The organism is Synechococcus sp. PCC 7335 (genome assembly GCF_000155595.1).
In the GTDB taxonomy this organism is placed as follows: domain Bacteria; phylum Cyanobacteriota; class Cyanobacteriia; order Phormidesmidales; family Phormidesmidaceae; genus Phormidesmis.
Genome location: NZ_DS989904.1, coordinates 4,635,770 through 4,654,814, shown reverse-complemented (window position 1 = coordinate 4,654,814; position 19,045 = coordinate 4,635,770). Strand labels below are relative to the sequence as shown.

The window sequence follows — 19,045 nt, the reverse complement described above, 5'->3', positions numbered from 1 at the left end:
CAGCTTATTCACAAGCTTCATTCTCGACCAGAGACAATTTACGTTATTCACAAGTTAGATAAAACCATGACAACTGCTCTTATCGTAGAAGATAGCCTCACAGATAGAAATCTTCTTACCTCCTACCTACAGAAAGCTGGAATGACAGTCAAAACGGCTCAGAGCTGCGAAGAGGCACTGAATATTATTCAGCAAATGTCTCTAGACGTTGTTTTTTTAGATGTTGTTTTACCAGGTCAAAGTGGGTTCGAATTTTGCCGTGATCTCAAAACAAACGAAGATACCCGAGCAATTCCAATTATTATCTGTTCGACTAAAGATACTGAGGCCGATAAGCTATGGGGCTCTATGTTAGGGGCAGATGCTTATCTGACTAAGCCGGTTGATCAGCAATTGCTAACTCAGACAGTTGAACAACTCATACCTTAAATTGTAGCCAGCGGAAGGTTATTTCATGCTATTAACTGAAAACGACGCTAGTCTCCCGGCTCTAGATCCTTCAATTTTGTCTCAAGATCCCCTGGGACTATCACCCCTACCAAAGGATAATCGAAAGCGGTTCCTGAGATTTGTGCTTTCTAAGGACTATCAAGCCCTGCTCTCTCTTTCCTATGTTGTAGAGGCAATGCAGCTACCCTCTAGTGACATTCTGCCTATTCCAGATATGGCGAGTTGCATTATGGGCGTGTGTGTCTGGAAAGGAGAAACGCTCTGGGTAGTGGATTTCAATCACCTAGTTGGCTACGAATCGTTGTATCAGCGCTCTCAGCTGGTAGAAACGTTGAATGTGGTTGTAGTTCAAGATAACGGTCAAACACTAGGACTCGTTGTAGAACAGATCAGCGATATTGATCTGTTCGATGAGGAGGAGGTTATTCAAAGTTCTGGACTATGCTCTCCTGGATTAGAACCGTTTATTTCAGGTCATTTACCCCAGCGAAATAGCGTTGTGATAAAGACTTCCTCTATCTTTAGTGCTCCACAATTACATGCTTATCGTTAGTGGGCTTGAATTGCAGCAGTTGCTTGCTTCAGCGCTACTTGCTTTGCTCCAATATGCGTTGCTTCAATCGGCGCTTACCAGATAATTAGCTTACACAATAGTAGGCAAAATGACTCACGACATCTTCTCATTTGTCGACTGCGACGACCTTTTTTCGAATCTAGCTGCACCCGGCGGCTAAATGCATAATCACCTCCCAAATTTCAAATTAATTCTAGTAGAGACTAACAATGACCATAGCTAACGCCGCTCGCAACGGATCTCACGAAATTGAAAATGTTGATTCCTCACATGAGGAAAACGATTCTCTTCAAGAATTGAATAGTGAAGGAACAGTCGAGCCCGTACTGATGTCGGAAGATATTGAAACTGAAGAGGAAACGCAAGAGATTGATACTGCTTCTATAGAGGCCGTGTTAGCACAGCCTTCTGTCGATCTATCCTTGTCGCAATTTACTCAACATCTATCACAGAAGGAAGGGAAGCGAGCCTTTTCGATAGCCAATCGCATGGCCCTTGCAACTAGTATTGACAACCTTTATCAAATTTCTGTAACTGAACTTCGTAAGCGTTTTCAGGTAGAAAGAGCTCTTATCTATCAGTTTCAGTCTGAAGCTCTAGGCACCGTTGTTGCGGAATCTCGAAGCTCTGACTATAGTCCAATGCTAGGTAGGTCTCTACCGGCGATCGCCTTTGGTGAAAGCAATCTAGAAAGCTACAAGCAGCGGCCATCAGTGGTAATCACCGATACTTCTGAGGCAACTGTCACGCCCTACCAGATGCAGCTGTTTAATCAGTTTCAGACAAAAGCTAGTCTAAGCCTACCTATTTTTCTAGAAGATCAGCTTTGGGGTCTACTCGTTGTCCAACAGTGCAGTGCGCCCAGACAATGGAATGAGAACGAGATTAGCTTTTTGTACCTAGTAGCCAGCGAGCTACAGGTCAATCTTTTGCCTTTGAGCTTCGAATCTGAGCGACAGCTACTGACTACCTTAAGTCGCAAACTTCGACAGATATCAGATCAAGAAACTCTTTTCAAGAGCACCACCAAAGACCTTAGAAAATTCTTGAAAGTGGAGCGTGTTGCTATTTGCCAGTTTCGCCAAGACTACAGTCTTCAATTCGTTTTTGAATCGAAGGTCGGAGGATTAGAGCCGATGCTAGATGTTGTTCTAGAAGATAGCCACCTACAAAGCCAAGAGGGTGGTATCTTTCGTCAAAGCAAGCCCTTCGTGGTTCATCAGGTAGAGCGAAATTCGAGTCTATCGCCGTGCCACATGGAGAATCTTACGGACTTTGGTATTCAGGCATGCGCAATTGTTGCAATCTATCGAGGGCAGAAGCTTTGGGGCCTACTAGGTGCATACCAGCATAGTGGTGCTCGCCATTGGGAAGAGAACGACATCCGCCTGCTATCTCAAGTAGGCGATCTAGTCGGTGTTAGTTTGCATCAATCAGAGCTGCTAGCAGAGATGGATAGGGCTGCTGAAAATCAGGAAGCGCTCCCAGAAATTATCAACAAGATCAGTAATACTGCCTATACTGAAAAGATTTATCAGACGGCTGTAGAAGAGGTTCGTCAGCTGTTGAATGTAGAACATGTTTGTATCTACAAGTTTCGTCCAAACTATTTTGGCGATTTTATCTATGAGTCTCACGCGAGTGGCTGGCCAAATCTGGTAGGCAGTGCTTGGGAAGATACCTATGTGCAAAAGCATCAAGGCGGAAGATTTCAAAATACCGAGCAGCCTTTTCTAGCGGACGATATCTATACGGCGGGTTTGAGCGAGTGCCATATTCAAACCCTAGAGTATTTCAAAGTCAGGTCCTTCTTGATTGTTGCGATTAGACAAGGCGGTAAACTCTGGGGTTTGTTGAGTACGTTTCAGCACAGCGGCCCTCGGCATTGGCTAGAGAGCGATGTCAAGGTTCTACAAGAAATCAGTCGTCAAATGGAGGCTAGTCTAAAGGGGGCCGACTACATTGCTCAGCTACAGGCGCAGTCGACTGAGATGACTAAAACAGCTCAGATGGGACGTGCGGTCTCTGAACTGGTACCTCAGATTCTACAGGCTAAAGATACTGAGCAAATTTTTCAAACTATACATCGAGGGCTAAAGCAGATACTAAAGTGCGATCGCATAGCAATTTATTGCTTCAATGATGACTGGAGTCACGATTTACTCTACCCATCGCGCTCAAAGGATTTGGAAGATACTGGCCTTGGCCAAACGCTATCAGCCATTTGGCCAAAGACCGATCTAAAAGAAAGTGAGGGAGGGCCATATCGTAACCAAGAACAGCTAATCGTCAACAATATCTATGCGGCAAATCATGCTCCTTTGGAGATTGAGATGCTTGAAGCTAATGAAATCAACGCTTATATGACAGCACCCGTTTTCAAAGAAGGCCGCCTTTGGGGCTTGTTAAGCGTTTATCAAAAGGGAGAGCCTCGTTCCTGGGCAGAAAGCGAGACTAACGCTCTTAAACAGGTTAGCCTGCAGCTAGGAGTTGCGATGCAGCAGGTTGATTATCTTACTCAGGTGCAGGCACAGACGGTGAAACTCACCGAAACTGCCGAGCGGGAGAAAGCGTCTAAAGAGCAGCTTCAGCAACAGGTGATTCAGCTGTTGCAGGCGGTTGGGCCAGCACTTCAAGGTGATCTGACTGTCCGCGCTCAGGTCACAGAAACCCAGGTAGGTACGGTGGCAAGTGCCTATAACAGCACACTTCAAAGCCTGCAAAAAATTGTTTTACAGGTACAGGCGGCGGCAGATAAGGTGAGTGAAACCTCTAAGCTCAGTGAAACTTCTGCTGACGCTGTAAAACAGCGGGCACAGCAGCAGGCAAAATCGCTAGGGCAGGCGCTAGATCGCGTTCAAGAAATGATGAACTCTACCGAAGCGGTGGCTAAAGACGCTCAGCAGGTAGAAGCTGCAACTGAACAAACCAACCAGATTGTGCAGCAAGGTGACGCTGCTATGAACCGCACTGTAGATGGGATTATGGCTATCCGCTCGACGGTGGCCGAAACTAATCAGCGAATCAAGCGATTGAGTGAATCTTCCCAAAAGGTTTCTAAGATTGTCAGCCTGATTAGCAACTTCACAACGCAAACTCAGCTACTAGCGCTAAATGCTTCTATCGAAGCTACTCGTGCTGGGGAGTATGGCCGAGGATTTGCAGTGGTGGCAGATGAAGTGCGATCGCTTGCTCGTCAGTCAGCGGCCGCGGCCACTGAAATCGAGCAATTTGTCCAAGAAATTCAGGTCGGCACCGCAGAAGTTTCTACCGCAATGGAAACAGGCATTCAACAGGTTGCTCAAGGTACTGATATGGTGACCGACGCCCGGCAGAACCTTACCGCAATTGTTGAAGCGACTAGTCAAATCAGTCAGCTGATTGGAGATATCACTCAAACAACACATAAGCAAGCTGACGAATTTAAGCACGTTACCCAAACGATGAGTGATGCTACAAAGATTGCTGAACAAACTTCCGAAAGCTCTACCGACTTGGCTCAGTCTATCCAGCAGGTATTAGAGACAGCCGCCACGCTGCAATCTAACGCTGGTAAATTCAAAGTCGAATAAGACCTTGACTAGCACCATTAGGGATAATGGGTTCCTAATGGTGTGGACAACGCTAAAGCTTCTAATAACCCACTTGACTCAGACCTGCGTTTCTTTCAACGCTCCTTTCAACTGCCAGCTCTTTAGGTTTAGGCCATCTCATGACTACAGATATCTCGGCTTCTGATCAAACCTATCAGTACTTTTTGCAAGAAGCCACTGAACTTCTAGAAACAATAGATACTGAGCTGCAAAATATTAGAGAAGAATTCAGCGTTCAAAAAGTTCACAATCTGATGCGTGCCTCTCATACGCTCAAAGGTGCTGCAGCTAGTGTTGGACTCGATGCTATTAAGAAGACAACCCATTCTTTAGAAGATGTCTTCAAAGCATTATGCTATCCGGACACCGTGATCAGTGTTGAGATGGAAGGGTTGATCTTTCGAGGCTACGATTGCTTAAAGCTGCTGATGTCAGCGCGGCTATCAGGTGCTCAGGTTGATGAGGCCGATATTCTTGATCGGATGGCGGTGGTCGTCACTAAATTTCAAGATATTTTAGGCGATCGCTTTGGTCAGGGGGGCCATTTGCCAACTTCAAGTGAGCTGGGGTTCGACATGACCCAGTCCATATTTGAAGTCGGGGTAGCACAGCGGCTACAAACGTTAGAAGAAGCTTTAGAAGAGCCAGATGCAGATGAGCTTTTAGAACTTTTAGGGACCCAGGCCGAGGTTTTTCTAGGTCTTTCAGAGTCCTTGAATCTGCCCGGATTCGGTGATATTGCTACGGCTACACTAAGCGCGCTAGAGAAAAGCCCTGATCGTGTATTAGAGATCGCACCGGTTGCTTTGGCCAACTATCAAGCAGCTCATAGCGCGGTAATCGCAGGCGATCGCGAACAGGGTGGTCAACCTTCAGACGCTTTGCTGGCGTTCTGTGGACAGATGAGTGATAGCTTTGAGCAGTCACTCTCCCCGACAGATACACAGCTAGATCGCAAATCCAACAACACAACCCAGCAGGAGAATTCAACCTTATTCCATACGGTCTGGGCAGCGCTCACCCAAACCGTTCGAAGAACGCTTTTTTCACAAGAATCGACTACAACACAAGTCATTGAAGCGCCTGATCAAGCAGCTAGTCAAAGTTCTAGTTCTGTGCTCAAGTTAGAGGATGAAAAGATAGAAGCGTTACCAGATATTTCTATCGATAGCACCCTCGTTGATAGCATTCCTGATAGTGATGAGGATGATGGTTGTGAGTTCTTTGATGAATTCGATGATGAGTTTGACGATGAACCAGAAGATAGCGCTGACCTAGAAGATAGAGATATTGCTCCTTCAGATTCTAAGGAGCATGAAAATCTTTCAGCGATGTCCTCACCCGAGGAATCAAAAAGGCCGACTGCAGTCGAGACTGCCCTGGCAACGCCTAGCATGGCTGCCTCGAGCCAAAATGCGACTATTCGTACGACAATCAAAGATCTCGATCAGCTTAGTCAATTTGTAGGTGAACTACTCACTCACCATAACCGACAAGCGCTGTACAACGATCAGCTAACGGCTTTGATTAAAACGCTTCTAGAACGGATTGCCGATCAGCGAGAGCATTTGAACAAGCCTATCAATCAATTTCAAACGCAGCCTTTAAGCCAGCCTTCGACTCAGTCTGTGAGCCCAAACACTAGCCAGTTTTCAGAAAGCTATCTTAGTCACTTTGATTCTATAGAACTAGATCAATACAGCGATATACAGCTACTTTCACAATCTTTCTTAGAAGAAATGCTTCAACAGTCAGAAATTGTTGAAGCTATCGAGCTTTTCGTTTCGCGCTCGGGGCAGGAGCTAACGAGGCAAAAGCAGTTATTAGCGGGTACCCGAGAAGTCCTCGTAGGAACTAGAATGCTGCCACTAGGAAAAATCTTCCGGCGCTTTCCATCCGCGTTAGAACGTTTGAAAGGTCAGTACAACAAACAAGTTGATTTAGACATCATCGGCGGCGATGTGCTGGTAGATAAAGTGATTTCTGATAAGCTCTACGATCCTTTGCTGCATCTGTTTCGCAACGCCTTCGATCATGGTATTGAATCGGCTGAACGCAGGCAACAGAATAACAAACCTGCTATTGGTAAGATCACCATTGAAGCTCTGCAAGAGGGCCGCCATTTGGTGATTAACGTCAGAGATGACGGACAGGGGTTGAATCTAGAGAAGATTCGCCAAAAGGCTATAGATACTCAGATTATTACAACAGCAGCAGCGGCTACACTCACCCCGGAGCAAACAATAGATTTGTTGTTCGAAGCGGGATTTTCTACCGCCAGCGAGGTTGATGATCTTTCAGGACGTGGTGTCGGACTAGATGCGGTACAGGCTCAGGTGCGATCGCTCCAGGGTTGGATCACCGTCGATAATAAACCCGGCTCAGGTACCTGTTTTAGTCTTCACATTCCATCGAGTTCGACCATCGCAAAGCTCTTGCTCTGCCGCGAGAAAGGTCTAACGTATGCGCTGATTTTTGACGCGGTTGAGCATATTCTCACTCCTAGCTCAGATCAGATGCGAGTTTGGGAAGGAGGCAAGACTCTAATCTGGCAGGCTGGCAAAGAGGAACATCTAATCCCTATTCATTCTCTTATCGATGTGCTGCACTACACCACGCCTCTAGCTAGACACCGCCTTATGGAGATCAGGGAAATGGGTCAAACTATTGAGAATATGTCTTTTACTCCAATCGTTTTGCTGCGCCACAAAGATACGTTGATTGGACTAGAGGTTGGTCAACTTTTAGGTGAACAAGAGTTAGTTATCACCGCCCTAGAAAAGACGATACTGCCACCGGACTATGTGTATGGCAGCAGCATATTACCCGACGGGCAGCAGACGCTAGTACTCGATGGAGGCATGCTGGCCAAGACTGTTGTCGACCGCTATTTCGCAGGTGGCTCTAATGAGGGCTATGGAAGTAGCGCTAAGTTCGAGTTAGATAACAAGGACAAAGATAGTATTAGCACATTCCAAAGCGAAGCACCTGCTCACACGAACTTTGCTCAGAACGAGCCAATTCTGGTTGGAAAGCTGATTCTGACGGTGGACGATTCGATTACAGTTCGCAACACTTTAAAAGAAGCACTACTGAAGGCTAATTATCAAGTGATTCAGGCTAGAGACGGTGCAGAAGCACTCAAACAGCTCGAACGTCATCCTAATATTGCTGCAATTTTATGTGATATTGAAATGCCTGGAATGAATGGATTTGAGTTCCTAAAAGCTCGTCAGCAAAACCCAGCTATTGCCGCTATTCCCACTATCATGCTGACATCTCGTAAGGGTACTAAACATCGGCAACTCACTCAGGCACTTGGGGCAACGGACTATCTAACCAAGCCCTACTTGGCGCCTCAGCTCCTACAGACTGTTGCTGAAGTAATCGACAACTCAACCTCTAGGAGCCAAAAATCTAAAGATCTGATATCACACAGAAATTCCTCGACCACTGCCGTAGGAGAATCCTTATGACCTCTGTCTTAAACCAGACAATTCCTAACCCTTCAGCCTTCTTGGCAGATGACGATGACGCTGATGAGATCTGCAAGTACATTACTTTCAAAGTAGAAGACTATTCATTTGCCCTGCCCAGCGAAAAAGTTTTAAAAGTAGTTGCTACCCCGCCACCTAGCCAGGGAGGTTTAGTCAGCATGGGGTTAGTCCAGCTAGCACAGTACAGTATCGAGATCTTGAACTTGTCAGAATTGCTTAGTCTCGAAGCTCTTGATCAAGAGGACATAGATAATAGAGTTAGTGATGACATAGACAAACAGGATTCAGATACCTATCTGAACAACCCTACAGGCGCTGCTACTCAGAATCCACCGTTCCTAATAGTCCTGCGCGATACGGACGAAACCCTTAGGGGAATCGCGGTACATGAGCCTCCCGATCTAGTAGAAATTTCTAACCATGAGCTCAACCCGCTACCCCCAGAAAAAAGACTATCCAAAGCGCTACGGAATATTTCTCATATTAGTAACTGTGAAGTGAGCGGCGATCGCCATACCCTACTTATTCTTGATGCGTCTATCCTGAGGGGCCACCAGCAGTCTGATGACACCCTCGATCAGCCCACAACAGCAGAAATTGAGTCTCCTTTAGACACGGAACCTTCTCTAGAGATTGAACCGTCTTCAGATGTGGAATTCTTTCTAGAAATTGAGTCTCCTTTAGATACGGGTTCAGATACGAAACCCTCTCTAGAGATTGAACCGCCTTCAGACATGGAACCTTCTTTGGAGATTGAACCACCTTCAGATGCGGAACCTTCTTTAGAAATTGAGCCGCCTTCGGATATGGAACCCTCTTTAGAGATTGAGCCGCCTTCAGATCTGGAACCTTCTCTAGAAATCACTTATCTAGACGAAATTGACGAGGGGACAGACAGCAACATAGAAGATTTATCTTCTCAAAACCTATAGACGTATTCTTATGACTTCTGATGCACCTAAGAAGATAGACAGTAACAAGAAAACTTCTAAGACCCAAGAGTTCTACGTTAGAACAATCGCTGCCTGGCTATTACTGTTGGTTCCTGGCTTATTGATTGCGTTCGTGTCTGGGCACTGGATACTATCTCTGGTCATCGGACCGGCGATCGCAGCTCCGATGACTATCTTGGCCTACGACTTGTTGCAGGTCCAAAAAGAGCCTGGGAATAGAATTCAGAAGTTGATTCTATTTTTTCTGTTAGGGTTGGGACTAGTAATACTTTTGCCATTGTTAAGCACCTAAACCTATCCAAGGTAACCGAGCGCTGGGGCACGATTCCTCTCGACTAGAGGAGGAATACACAAGTAGCAATACCACGCTAAATATATAGCAACCTACGCAAGGACGCATTTCTCCAAGTTAACAGGGTTCTTTGAAGTCTACGGTTCTCTGCTTGCCTCACTATCAAGCTCTTGCAATAGCGCACCTAAACGCTTTTGCGTTTCACCATAGGTAGCCCAGTCGCCGTTTTGCAGGGCTACTTGTCCTTGTTCATACGCTTCGATAGCGGCTTGAACTTGCTCGCGTTGAGAAGCAGGGATCGTTTCGAGCGTTGCAGGTGCTGGCGTTGTAGAGGTGGCTAGACCAGGATCGTCAGCAGAGTCTACCGCAGCGGACTGTGTGCCAAAGATAGCCTCTAGAGCCTCTGGCAGCGTCTGGCGCATAATAATGGTGTTCTTGAATGCAACGATAACTCGCTTCAGCTCTGGAAGTGCACCTGCATCAGCTTGTAGATAGACAGGTTCAAAGTAGAGCAAGGATTGATCAACCGGGATGACGAGTAAATTGCCCCGAATCACGCTAGAGCCTTGCTGATTCCAAAGGGTAAGCTGCTCTGAGATATCGGGATTTTGATCGATGCGAGCTTCTATTTGCTGGGGACCATAGACAAGAACCTGTTTAGGAAATTTGTAGAGGACTAGTTGTCCATAATTATTGCCGTCACAGCGAGCTGCCATCCAGGCAACCATGTTGTCCTTACGAGATGGGGTAAAAGGGAGAATTTGAAGGAACTCTTCGCCTTCAATGTTAGGCAGCCGCATAATCACGTAGTAGGGCTGCATCTGCTCAGAATTGTTGTTGTTCCCAATCTGTTGAGGTAGCTGCCAGAGATCTTCCTGGTTGTAGAAAACTTCGGTATCTTCCATATGATAGGCGCGGTACATCTGCGACTGGATCTGAAAGAGATTAAGCGGATAGCGAAAGTGGGTGCGCAGATCTTCTGAAGCTTCGCCTAGTGGGGTAAACAAAGACGGAAAGATTTTTTGGTAAGTGGCTAAGATGGGGTCGGTTTCATCGATAGCGTAGACGGTAAGCGTGCCATCGTAGGCATCAATGACGACTTTAGCAGCGTCGCGAATGTAGTTTGTCCCATTGCGGGCAACATCTTGCAATTGATCGGTGTTAGCTAGGAACTCGCTAGCGTTCGATGATAGCGCGAGCGGTTCGGAATAAGGGTAGCGATCGCTGGTCGTATACCCATCTAGAATCCACTGAAACCGACCGTCAACTAAGGCTAGATAAGGATCGCTATCTAGCTGTAGAAAAGGCACAATCTGCTGGGCTCGTTCCCTGATATTACGGTGATAGTGAATTTTAGAATCGGCAGTGAAATAGTTAGAAATCAGCGGTTTGAGTGAACCGATCTCAAAGGCATAGATGAGTCGTCTGAACATCGAGCCCATACCAACGCCCCCTGCGCCATCGTAGAGATTAGTGGCGTTGTCATTACCCAGCGGATAGTCAAACTCTTCTGTGCTGGTGCCAGTGAAGATATGATGGTCGGTCTCCTCGCCGTAGTAGATCCGCGGCTGGTTGATAGTGAGATCGACAGACGTTTCAGGCGGAATATTTTTGACGAAAAAATCGGGTAAGCCTTCGATCGTTACCTGATTGACTGGGCTCATCGCAACGCCATAGCCATGAGTGTATTTGAGCCTTTTATTTACCCAGTTTTGCGCCTTTTCAGGCACAGCCTCGTAGTCTAGCTCGCGAGCAGATAGCATCACTTGACGATAGTCACCGTTGAGGGTGTAGCGATCAATGTCCACATCGTGAAAGCGATAATAAAGCCGAAGGCTTTGCAGCTCCTGATAGGTGCTCAGTAGCGTTTGATAGCCCCAAAGCCTGATATTGTCCAAGGTAGCGGTGTTTTGCTCGAGCGCGGGCGCAGCTAGATCATCCTCTACGGCAAAGTCTTCTCTTTGCACATTAGTTAGACCGTAGGCTTGGCGAGTGAAGTCGAGATTGTGGGCGATGAAGGGCTTTTCTTTATCAAGCTCGTTGGGTTCGACAGTGAGAGTTTGCTGTAGCGTTGGATAGATGCCGCCAACGACAATAAGAACAGTAAGGTAGATGCCGACGCTAGTTAGCGGTAAAGAAAAACCGGAGCGCCATAGGGAAACGATAAAAAGCCCTGCCATTACCAATGTGACAAATCCCATCACAGTATAGGCGCTAAGACGAGCATTGACATCTGTGTAGCCTGCCCCGAAGACAACGCCGTTAGCAGAATAAAGTAGGTCATAGCGCGCGAGCCAGTATCCTAAGGCTAAGGCTAGGGCGATCGCACTCAAAATCGCACACAGGTGAGTTTTTACAGGACCGGTTAGCAGGTATTTCCAACCACGTTCTAGCCGAATCTCTCCTCGCAGTGCGTAGACCGCTAGCACAATAATCAAAGTCCAGACTAATAGCTCTAGCCCCTGCTGCTGCAGTCCTTGATAGACGGGTATTCTAAAAATATAGAAACCAACATCCTGCTGATAGATTGGATCGACAACATTAAAAGCGGTTGGCCTCAAAAATTTGAGTAGAGTCTCCCAAGCTTGAGCGCCCCGCTGCGCTGCGCCTAGAGAAAGAATGATGATAAAGGTGATACCACCATAGGTGATCAGGTTAGGAATGAGTGGCGTCCAATCGCTGTTCTTAGGCGCGTAGAAGGGGCGATCGCGGGTTAGCCAAAGGGCTAGCCAAAAATTCGTACCTAGCACGATCACGTAGGCCGCAAAGGCGATCGCTGCGCAAAGTAAGCTCCAACCTAAGCGCAGCTGAAACACATCATCATATCCAATGGCACTAAACCACCAATATTCTGTGAGTAAATGGATGAGCGTAGCGGCACTCGCAATAGTCAGCAGCAGAAAGCCGATTAGCCACCATAGCCATGCATAAGAACGACTAGGTGCTTTAGAAAGGTTGGGGCGAGGTGAATTCACAGGGGATTTTTGCGGTGAGTCTTTACAGTAGAGCTGTTAGGAGATCAGATTTTTAAGAGATCGCTCAACATACCGATCATGAACCCTGATAAAGCCGACGAACCGGAATCGCCCAAATTTTTAACTTTAATGTTCAACAAGTTTGATCTCGATTGACTATTTCTATGTCGAAATGTTCTAATCCTGTACCTGTGCACACGTTTCAGGTCGATGCGCTAAGTGTAGAAGTCTATTCATCGGCTGAAGCGGTCGCACGAGCTGCTAGTGATAAAGCCACTAAGATCCTTCAGGCGGCGATTGATAGCAGGCAGCAGGCGATCACCGTTTTTGCCACAGGGCGATCGCAAAAGCAGTGTCTGCACTATTTAACTCACCAAGCGGATCTTGACTGGTCGAAGATTACGGGCTTTCATCTTGATGAATATCTGGGTATTGCCGCAGAGCACCCTGCCAGCTTTCGGTGCTATCTGCAAACGTATTTGACTAGCCAGGTAGCAATGCAGGCGTTTCATGCGATCGCAGGAGAAGGTTGGCTGCCGATATCTGTCTGTGACGAATACGAACAGAAATTGCGATCACGCTCGATTGATCTTTGCTTTCTCGGGATTGGCAACAACGGTCATCTAGCCTTCAACGATCCTGCGGTCGCCAACTTTAACGATCCACGCTGGGTCAAATTGGTGCGTTTGGATGAAAAGAACCGACACCAGCAGGCAAACTCTACGGCCTTCGAAACGATAGAAGCCGTTCCAACCTATGCCTTTACGCTAACGCTAAGTGCGATTAGTGCGATCCAAAATCGCCTTTGTCTAGCCTTTGGTGAAGGGAAAGCAGCGATTGTACAGCGATTATTAACCGATGCTATTTCCCCTAAATGTCCTGCGACTATCTTGCGAAAACTACCTCAAACGACTCTATTGATTGACCAGGCAGCCGCTTCAGATAAATTTTAGTAATTTCCTTCTAGTAATTTCCTCAAACAGCTCGCTGTTCGCTGCGAGGGAGGGAAAGTGCCTGGTGGCGATTGGAAGGCATGGCCAGACGAAAAGATTGATAGTAGTCTTTGCGAGATTCATCAAAGGTTTCACGCAGTTGCTCGATGGGCTGAGCGTGATGATCGACTCTTAGATCTAGGTAGGGATAGCTGTCGGTATGCATGACCCGCAGCGCTGCTGACTGCCGCCCTCGTTTATCACCGCCAGCAGCGTCACCTGCTTCTAGAGCCAGCAGTAGGCGATCGCAAAAATCTCTGGTCTCAAACCGCGCATAGGCATCAGCCATCGCTTGGACGGTCGCTTCATTCACCAGCATATTACCGGCCACAGAAAAATTAGCGAAGGTTAAGTGTCCTGCCCAGCCTACGCAGTCTTTCCCCGTCCAAGCCGCCGTTTGCCCGTAGCGGTCTACCATATGAAGCTGCCGCTGCTCACGGCCAGGATCGTCAAAAAGCAAGCGCTGTAGCGTTTCTTCAGGAGAGGCGACATGCGAGTGACCATGACCCTTGAGCATTTCGAGTCCATGAATACCCAAAAGTGGATTGGTTTCGGCTTGGGTCGCGATCGCGCCGACCCCGGCTTCTACATAAGGCACCAGCGCCCCTACCGCTAGATGTTTGGTGGCCACGGCCACGCCTGTCATCCCAGTCTCTATATCCCAAGCCACAATCGAAAAAGTCATGGAATTCTTAAATTCTTTTTGAAGATGAAACTTAACAAAGATTAGCAGTCACCTGCTAAGTGCAACTGTTGCGTAGGTCACGCTTTGGAGCACTTGTCACCGATAGCATGGGTGTTAGCTACTCATTGCCAGCTTTGTCGGTTGCGGGCAGATCTGCCCATGAGAGCATTGCTAGGCATTGGCAACCTTCAATATTCACCTGAAAGGAAAAGACTTATCAGCTTCAAGCCGCTTTGAATTCATTCCATAGGGCCTTTATTAACCTAGGGACGGCCACATAGGGTAGTCGATATAGGTATTCCAACGATTTTTTTATGTGCGGCATCGCTGGCATTATGCATCACGAGAGCACCCGACCTATCAACCCAGACTGGCTGGTAGCGATGGCGGCTATTCAATATCATCGCGGTCCAGATGGATTTGGCCAAAAAGTCTTACCTGATAGCGGTGTTGGCTTCTCTCACGCTCGTCTATCGATTATTGATCTCAATCCAAACCGGGGACGCCAACCTTTTTGGACGGATGACGAGCAGTACATGATTGCCCATAACGGTGAGTTTTATGACTACAAACGGCTGCGAGCTGACTTGACTTCTAGAGGCGATCGCTTCACCACCAAAAGCGATACTGAGCTGCTGCTGCACCTAACCAAACGCTTCGGCCTTGCCGAGACAATGCCGCACTTGCGTGGAGAGTTTGCCTTTGCAATGTATGAAAAGCAGGCAGAAAGGCTGACTTTGGTACGCGATCGCTTTGGCGTCAAGCCGCTGTACTGGACGATGACGTCTGAAGGGCTGGTTTTTGGCTCAGAAATTAAAGTTCTTTTTGCCCATCCTGGCGTCCACCGAGTTTTCTCAGATCAAGGACTCTATCACCAGCTCATACAGACGATGGTGCCCGGAACCACCTGCTTTGAGGGTGTCTATGCTGTGCAGCCTGGGCAAATGGTGATATGCGAACGCCAAGCAGGGCGGCTACAGGTTCGCGTCCATACCTACTGGGATGTGGACTTTCCACAGCGAGGCGAGCGTCCTGATCGCAGCGAGCAAGAGACCATAGAACAACTTCGCCATCACTTTGTTGAAGCCATTCAACTGCGGCTAGAGGCGGATGTGCCGGTTGCCTGCTACCTGTCAGGCGGCATTGATTCTTGTTCTATTTTGGGCGTGGCAGCAGCTTGTCAGCAGTCTCCGGTGAAGGCATTCACGATCGGATTTGACGATGGTGATTACGATGAGACAGCGATCGCCCAAGAGATGGCTGCAGCGGTTGGTGCGGATCAAGACATCCTCAGGGTGCAAGGCAGCGACCTGTACGACCATTTTGCGAGAACAATCTGGCATACCGAGCGCAGCATCTACAACACCTTTACCGTCGCTAAGCTGTTGATGAGTGAGCACGTGCAGCAGGCGGGCTACAAAGTTGTGGTGACTGGGGAAGGCTCGGACGAACTGTTCGCGGGCTATCCTCAGCTTCGGTTAGATATGATTTTGCACGGCATGGAAGCGGCGACGCCAGCCGAGCGGGCCGAATTAGAGACGTGGCTACAAGAGAGTAATCGCCTATTCAAAGGCAATCTGCTAGCGCAAAAGCGATTGGACGATCCGGCCCTGACCGAGCGTGTTGGCTTTACTCCAAGCTGTTTGCAGTCCTGGCTATCGTCAGCACCCCGAGCAATGTCTTTGTTATCACCGGAGCGGCAGCAGGCGTTAGGCGACTATTCTCCTGGCGCAGCGATCGCCCAGACGCTAGATCCACGGCAGCTTGCGGGTCGTCATCCTCTAGACAAAGCGCAGTACGTATGGATCAAGACTCAGTTCGAGTCACAGGTACTAGGTTGGGCTGGCGATCGCGTCGATATGGCCAACTCATTGGAAGCTAGACCGGCCTTTCTCGATCATCCGCTGGTAGAATTTGCCGTCACCGTTTCCCCTACGCTTAGGTTTCGCGATCAAAAAGATAAATATATTCTGCGCGAAACTATGAAAGCGCTGCTGCCCGAAACGCTGTACAACCGGCAGAAATTTGCCTTCATGGCCCCGCCTGCTCACACCGATCCGGCTAAACAAAAAGCGATGCTAGGGCTAAGTGAGCAATACCTTTCTAAAAGGGCAGTTGCCGCCACAGGCTTACTCAATAATGCTGCTGTGTCTTCCCTATTTGAGCGCTATCACCAGCCTGAGACACCGATTGCCGAACAGGTACAGCTCGATGCCATCATCAATCATCTGCTTAGCGTTCAGATTCTTCATGATCGCTTGATCGCGGCTGACATTCCTAAAATTGCCAAAGAGCGAGCACACGCTCTAGGATGGCGCGTTGAATCCGCGGCTTAGTCGGTCTATTCAACTAGATGACAGGCGACGTAATGCCCTGCTTCAACTTCTCTAAAGGGAGGCTCCGGGTCTTGGCGACACTCCGGCATCACAAAAGGGCAGCGAGTGTGAAAGCAGCATCCCTTGGGCGGGTGCATGGGACTAGGAACATCTCCTTGCAAAATGATTCTCTCTCTTTTAGCCTCTAGCCTCGGATCGGGAATCGGTACAGCTGAAAGCAGCGCCTGCGTGTAGGGATGGAGCGGCTCTTCATAAATGCTAACACGGTCAGCTAGCTCCATCAGCTTGCCTAAGTACATGACCGCAACCCGATCGGCAATGTGGCGCACCACGCTAAGATCGTGGGCAATAAATAGGTAGGTTAATCCCAACTCTTGTTGAAGAGACTGCAGCAGATTGACTACCTGAGCCTGAATAGAGACGTCGAGCGCAGCAATCGGCTCGTCCCCGACGATGAAGTCAGGGTCGGCGGCTAGGGCTCTGGCAATGACAACCCGCTGCCGCTGGCCGCCGGAAAATTCGTGTGGATAGCGGTGGTAGTGCTGGGGGCTAAGGCCAACAGTCTCTAGGATGTGATGCACGCGATCGCGTTTCTCCTGCCCCCGTGCTAGCGCATGTACTGTCATCGGCTCTTTGACAATAGATCCCACCGTCATCCGAGGATTTAGCGACGCATAAGGATCTTGGAAGATCATCTGCATTTTCTGTCGCTGTTGTCGAAGAGACTCGCTCTTTAAAGTTGTTAGCTCAGTATCTTCAAAATAAACTTTGCCAGCGGTAGGCTGCTCCAACTGCAAAATGGCTCGTCCGGTCGTACTTTTGCCACAGCCCGACTCGCCCACCAAACCCAACGTCTCACCCGATTGAATGCTAAAGCTAAGCCCATCTACCGCCTTGACCCATTCGGTCCGACGCTGCCAAGGTAGCCCTTTTCTTACCGGAAAATGAACCTTGAGATCTTTAACGAGAATAAGGGCCTGAGACATAACTCACTGTACAGATTTCAGCATATCTACGGCGATCTAGTCCCGCAAGCTAGAGCACTCAGGACACAATAGCCTATCGATTGAGGAATTTTATCCTCTACACTGCTGAAATTGTAGATAATGAGATCTGCTGCATGGAATTCGAATGGAATCCAGAGAAAGCTGTTATTAATCAAAGAAAGCACGGTGTTTCTTTCCAATCAGCAACGACTGTATTTAATGACGCTTTGTCAATGACGTTTCCTGATCCTGACCATTCCATAGGTGAGAGCCGATACATTATTATTGGAATGTCTGAGCTGAACCAGTTACTGGTCGTCTCACATACTGACCGAGGAAACTACACTCGTATCATCAGCGCCCGAGAAGCTACTCGCCAGGAAAGGAAATTTTATGAAGAAAGTAACTAATGAGCTAGAAGACGAACTGCGTCCTGAATATGACTTCTCTAAAATGGAGACAGGTGTCAGAGGAAAGTATGTCGAAAGATATCAAGCAGGGACGAATTTAGTTCGATTAGCCCCTGATGTTGCCCATGCTTTTCCAACTGATGAATCTGTCAATGAAGCTTTACGGTCGTTGCTCCAAATCGCTCAGCGTTATCAGCCTAGAAAAACAATTGAAGCGGACTAATCCTAGACTTCAGACGAATTCAAGATTATTAGTAGCTACTTAACCGAAAGGCTGTGCGCTCACCGATCAGAATTTTCAGCCTGCCGAAACGCTGCTAGAACTTCATCTCCGCGAGGCTGCACCCAGCAAGCTGCCTCGTGTGCTTCTCCCACTGCTGTTAAGGGCGGATCTTCTTCGTAGCACTGCTCTACGACAAACGGACAGCGAGGTGCAAATGGACAGCCTGTCGGATAGTTCAACAGATCAGGCGGTAGACCCTTGACAGGGTTTAGACGAGTGCGACGAGCTTCATCTAAGCGTGGCAAACTTTGCAATAGTCCCAACGTGTAGGGATGGCGAGGATTTTCATAGAGCGGGTGTAGCGGCGCAGATTCAACTATTTGTCCGGCATACATCACGAGAATTCGATCGGCGATGCCTGCTAGCAGCGATAGATCGTGCGTGATCCAAATAATTGCCATATTGTTCTTTTGGCGCAGCTCTTTAACTAGCTCAACGATCTGCGCCTGAATAGTGACATCAAGCGCGGTGGTCGGCTCGTCGGCAATCAATAGCTGAGGATCGCACGCTAGCCCCATGGCAATCATGACGCGCTGACGCATTCCGCCTGAGAACTGATGAGGATGGTTCTTAATCCGCTGAGCCGCACTGGGAATGCCAACGCGCTCTAGCAAATGGATGGCGCGATCGCGAGCTTCCCCTGCTCTCATCTTTAAATGAAGCTGCAAAGCCTCCGTCATCTGACGCTCTATGGTCAAAACAGGATTCAATGAAGTCATCGGATCTTGAAAGATCATGGCGATACGATTGCCCCGAATCTTTCGCATCTCATCGTCAGAAAGCTTTAGCAAATCTCGCTGATCGAATATAGCTTCACCCGCGCTCACTTTGCCTGGCGGATTAGGCAGTAGCTGGGTTAAGGAAAGAACCGTGACGCTTTTGCCAGAGCCGGATTCGCCGACAATACCGACAGTCTCGCCTGACTCTACTTGAAAGCTGACGCCATTGACGGCGCTAACGCTACCCGCCGCCGTATGAAACTGAGTGCTAAGGTTACGAACGGTGAGTAGGGCCATGGC

Annotated in this window: 14 protein-coding genes; 10 read left to right on the top strand and 4 right to left on the bottom strand. The window is 48.2% G+C overall.

The features are described 5' to 3' along the window. Positions 1-66 precede the first annotated feature (66 nt). The 6 genes from S7335_RS19450 (at position 67) to S7335_RS19425 (ending at position 9,359) form a co-directional block, all read left to right on the top strand. Positions 67-429 (top strand): response regulator transcription factor, encoded by a 363-nt coding sequence (locus S7335_RS19450; protein ID WP_006454814.1) that lies wholly within the window; start codon positions 67-69, stop codon positions 427-429. Positions 430-454: 25 nt separating this feature from the next. Then, positions 455-1,003: a chemotaxis protein CheW gene (locus S7335_RS19445; protein ID WP_006457255.1), complete on the top strand. Its 549-nt coding sequence runs from the start codon at positions 455-457 to the stop codon at positions 1,001-1,003. A 230-nt stretch (positions 1,004-1,233) separates the two neighbouring features. Continuing rightward, the gene (locus S7335_RS19440; protein ID WP_006457081.1) at positions 1,234-4,596 is read left to right on the top strand and encodes a GAF domain-containing protein; all 3,363 of its coding nucleotides are present in this window, start codon (positions 1,234-1,236) and stop codon (positions 4,594-4,596) included. Positions 4,597-4,736: 140 nt separating this feature from the next. Further along, positions 4,737-8,093, top strand: a complete 3,357-nt coding sequence (locus S7335_RS19435) for a response regulator (RefSeq protein WP_050765928.1) — start codon at positions 4,737-4,739, stop codon at positions 8,091-8,093. Next, positions 8,090-9,046, top strand: coding sequence for a chemotaxis protein CheW (locus S7335_RS19430; RefSeq protein ID WP_006454240.1), 957 nt, complete (start codon positions 8,090-8,092; stop codon positions 9,044-9,046). Before S7335_RS19435 ends, S7335_RS19430 begins: the two co-directional genes overlap by 4 nt. 10 nt (positions 9,047-9,056) lie before the next feature. After that, a complete protein-coding gene (locus S7335_RS19425; protein WP_006453922.1) occupies positions 9,057-9,359 on the top strand; it encodes a hypothetical protein in 303 nt (100 codons plus the stop codon). A gap of 137 nt (positions 9,360-9,496) precedes the next feature. Here S7335_RS19425 and S7335_RS19420 read toward each other — a convergent pair whose 3' ends face one another. Next, positions 9,497-12,334: a UPF0182 family protein gene (locus S7335_RS19420; RefSeq protein WP_006456305.1), complete on the bottom strand. Its 2,838-nt coding sequence runs from the start codon at positions 12,332-12,334 to the stop codon at positions 9,497-9,499. A gap of 164 nt (positions 12,335-12,498) precedes the next feature. Between S7335_RS19420 and S7335_RS19415 the strand changes: the two genes are divergently transcribed. After that, positions 12,499-13,287: a 6-phosphogluconolactonase gene (locus S7335_RS19415; protein ID WP_038016548.1), complete on the top strand. Its 789-nt coding sequence runs from the start codon at positions 12,499-12,501 to the stop codon at positions 13,285-13,287. Positions 13,288-13,309: 22 nt separating this feature from the next. Here the strand turns inward: S7335_RS19415 and S7335_RS19410 are convergent, their stop codons facing one another. Next, positions 13,310-14,011 carry a DUF1028 domain-containing protein gene (locus tag S7335_RS19410; RefSeq protein WP_006456740.1) on the bottom strand — a complete coding sequence of 234 codons (702 nt, stop codon included), beginning with the start codon at positions 14,009-14,011 and terminating at the stop codon, positions 13,310-13,312. Between the two features lie 314 nt (positions 14,012-14,325). On the opposite strand from S7335_RS19410, the gene asnB reads away from it, so the two are divergent. Then, positions 14,326-16,347 (top strand): asparagine synthase (glutamine-hydrolyzing), encoded by a 2,022-nt coding sequence (gene asnB / locus S7335_RS19405; protein WP_006457301.1) that lies wholly within the window; start codon positions 14,326-14,328, stop codon positions 16,345-16,347. 5 nt (positions 16,348-16,352) lie between these two features. On the opposite strand, the gene S7335_RS19400 is transcribed toward asnB, so the two are convergent. Beyond that, positions 16,353-17,333, bottom strand: a complete 981-nt coding sequence (locus S7335_RS19400) for an ABC transporter ATP-binding protein (protein ID WP_006456966.1) — start codon at positions 17,331-17,333, stop codon at positions 16,353-16,355. Between the two features lie 134 nt (positions 17,334-17,467). On the opposite strand from S7335_RS19400, the gene S7335_RS19395 reads away from it, so the two are divergent. Together S7335_RS19395 and S7335_RS19390 are read left to right on the top strand one after the other, a co-directional pair. Beyond that, entirely contained in the window at positions 17,468-17,743 is a 276-nt protein-coding gene (locus S7335_RS19395; RefSeq protein ID WP_006453874.1) for a BrnT family toxin, read from the top strand. Then, positions 17,727-17,966, top strand: a complete 240-nt coding sequence (locus S7335_RS19390) for a hypothetical protein (RefSeq protein WP_006457250.1) — start codon at positions 17,727-17,729, stop codon at positions 17,964-17,966. Before S7335_RS19395 ends, S7335_RS19390 begins: the two co-directional genes overlap by 17 nt. A 59-nt stretch (positions 17,967-18,025) precedes the next feature. Here the strand turns inward: S7335_RS19390 and S7335_RS19385 are convergent, their stop codons facing one another. Beyond that, a complete protein-coding gene (locus S7335_RS19385) occupies positions 18,026-19,042 on the bottom strand; it encodes an ABC transporter ATP-binding protein (RefSeq protein ID WP_006456394.1) in 1,017 nt (338 codons plus the stop codon). Between the last annotated feature and the right edge of the window lie 3 nt (positions 19,043-19,045).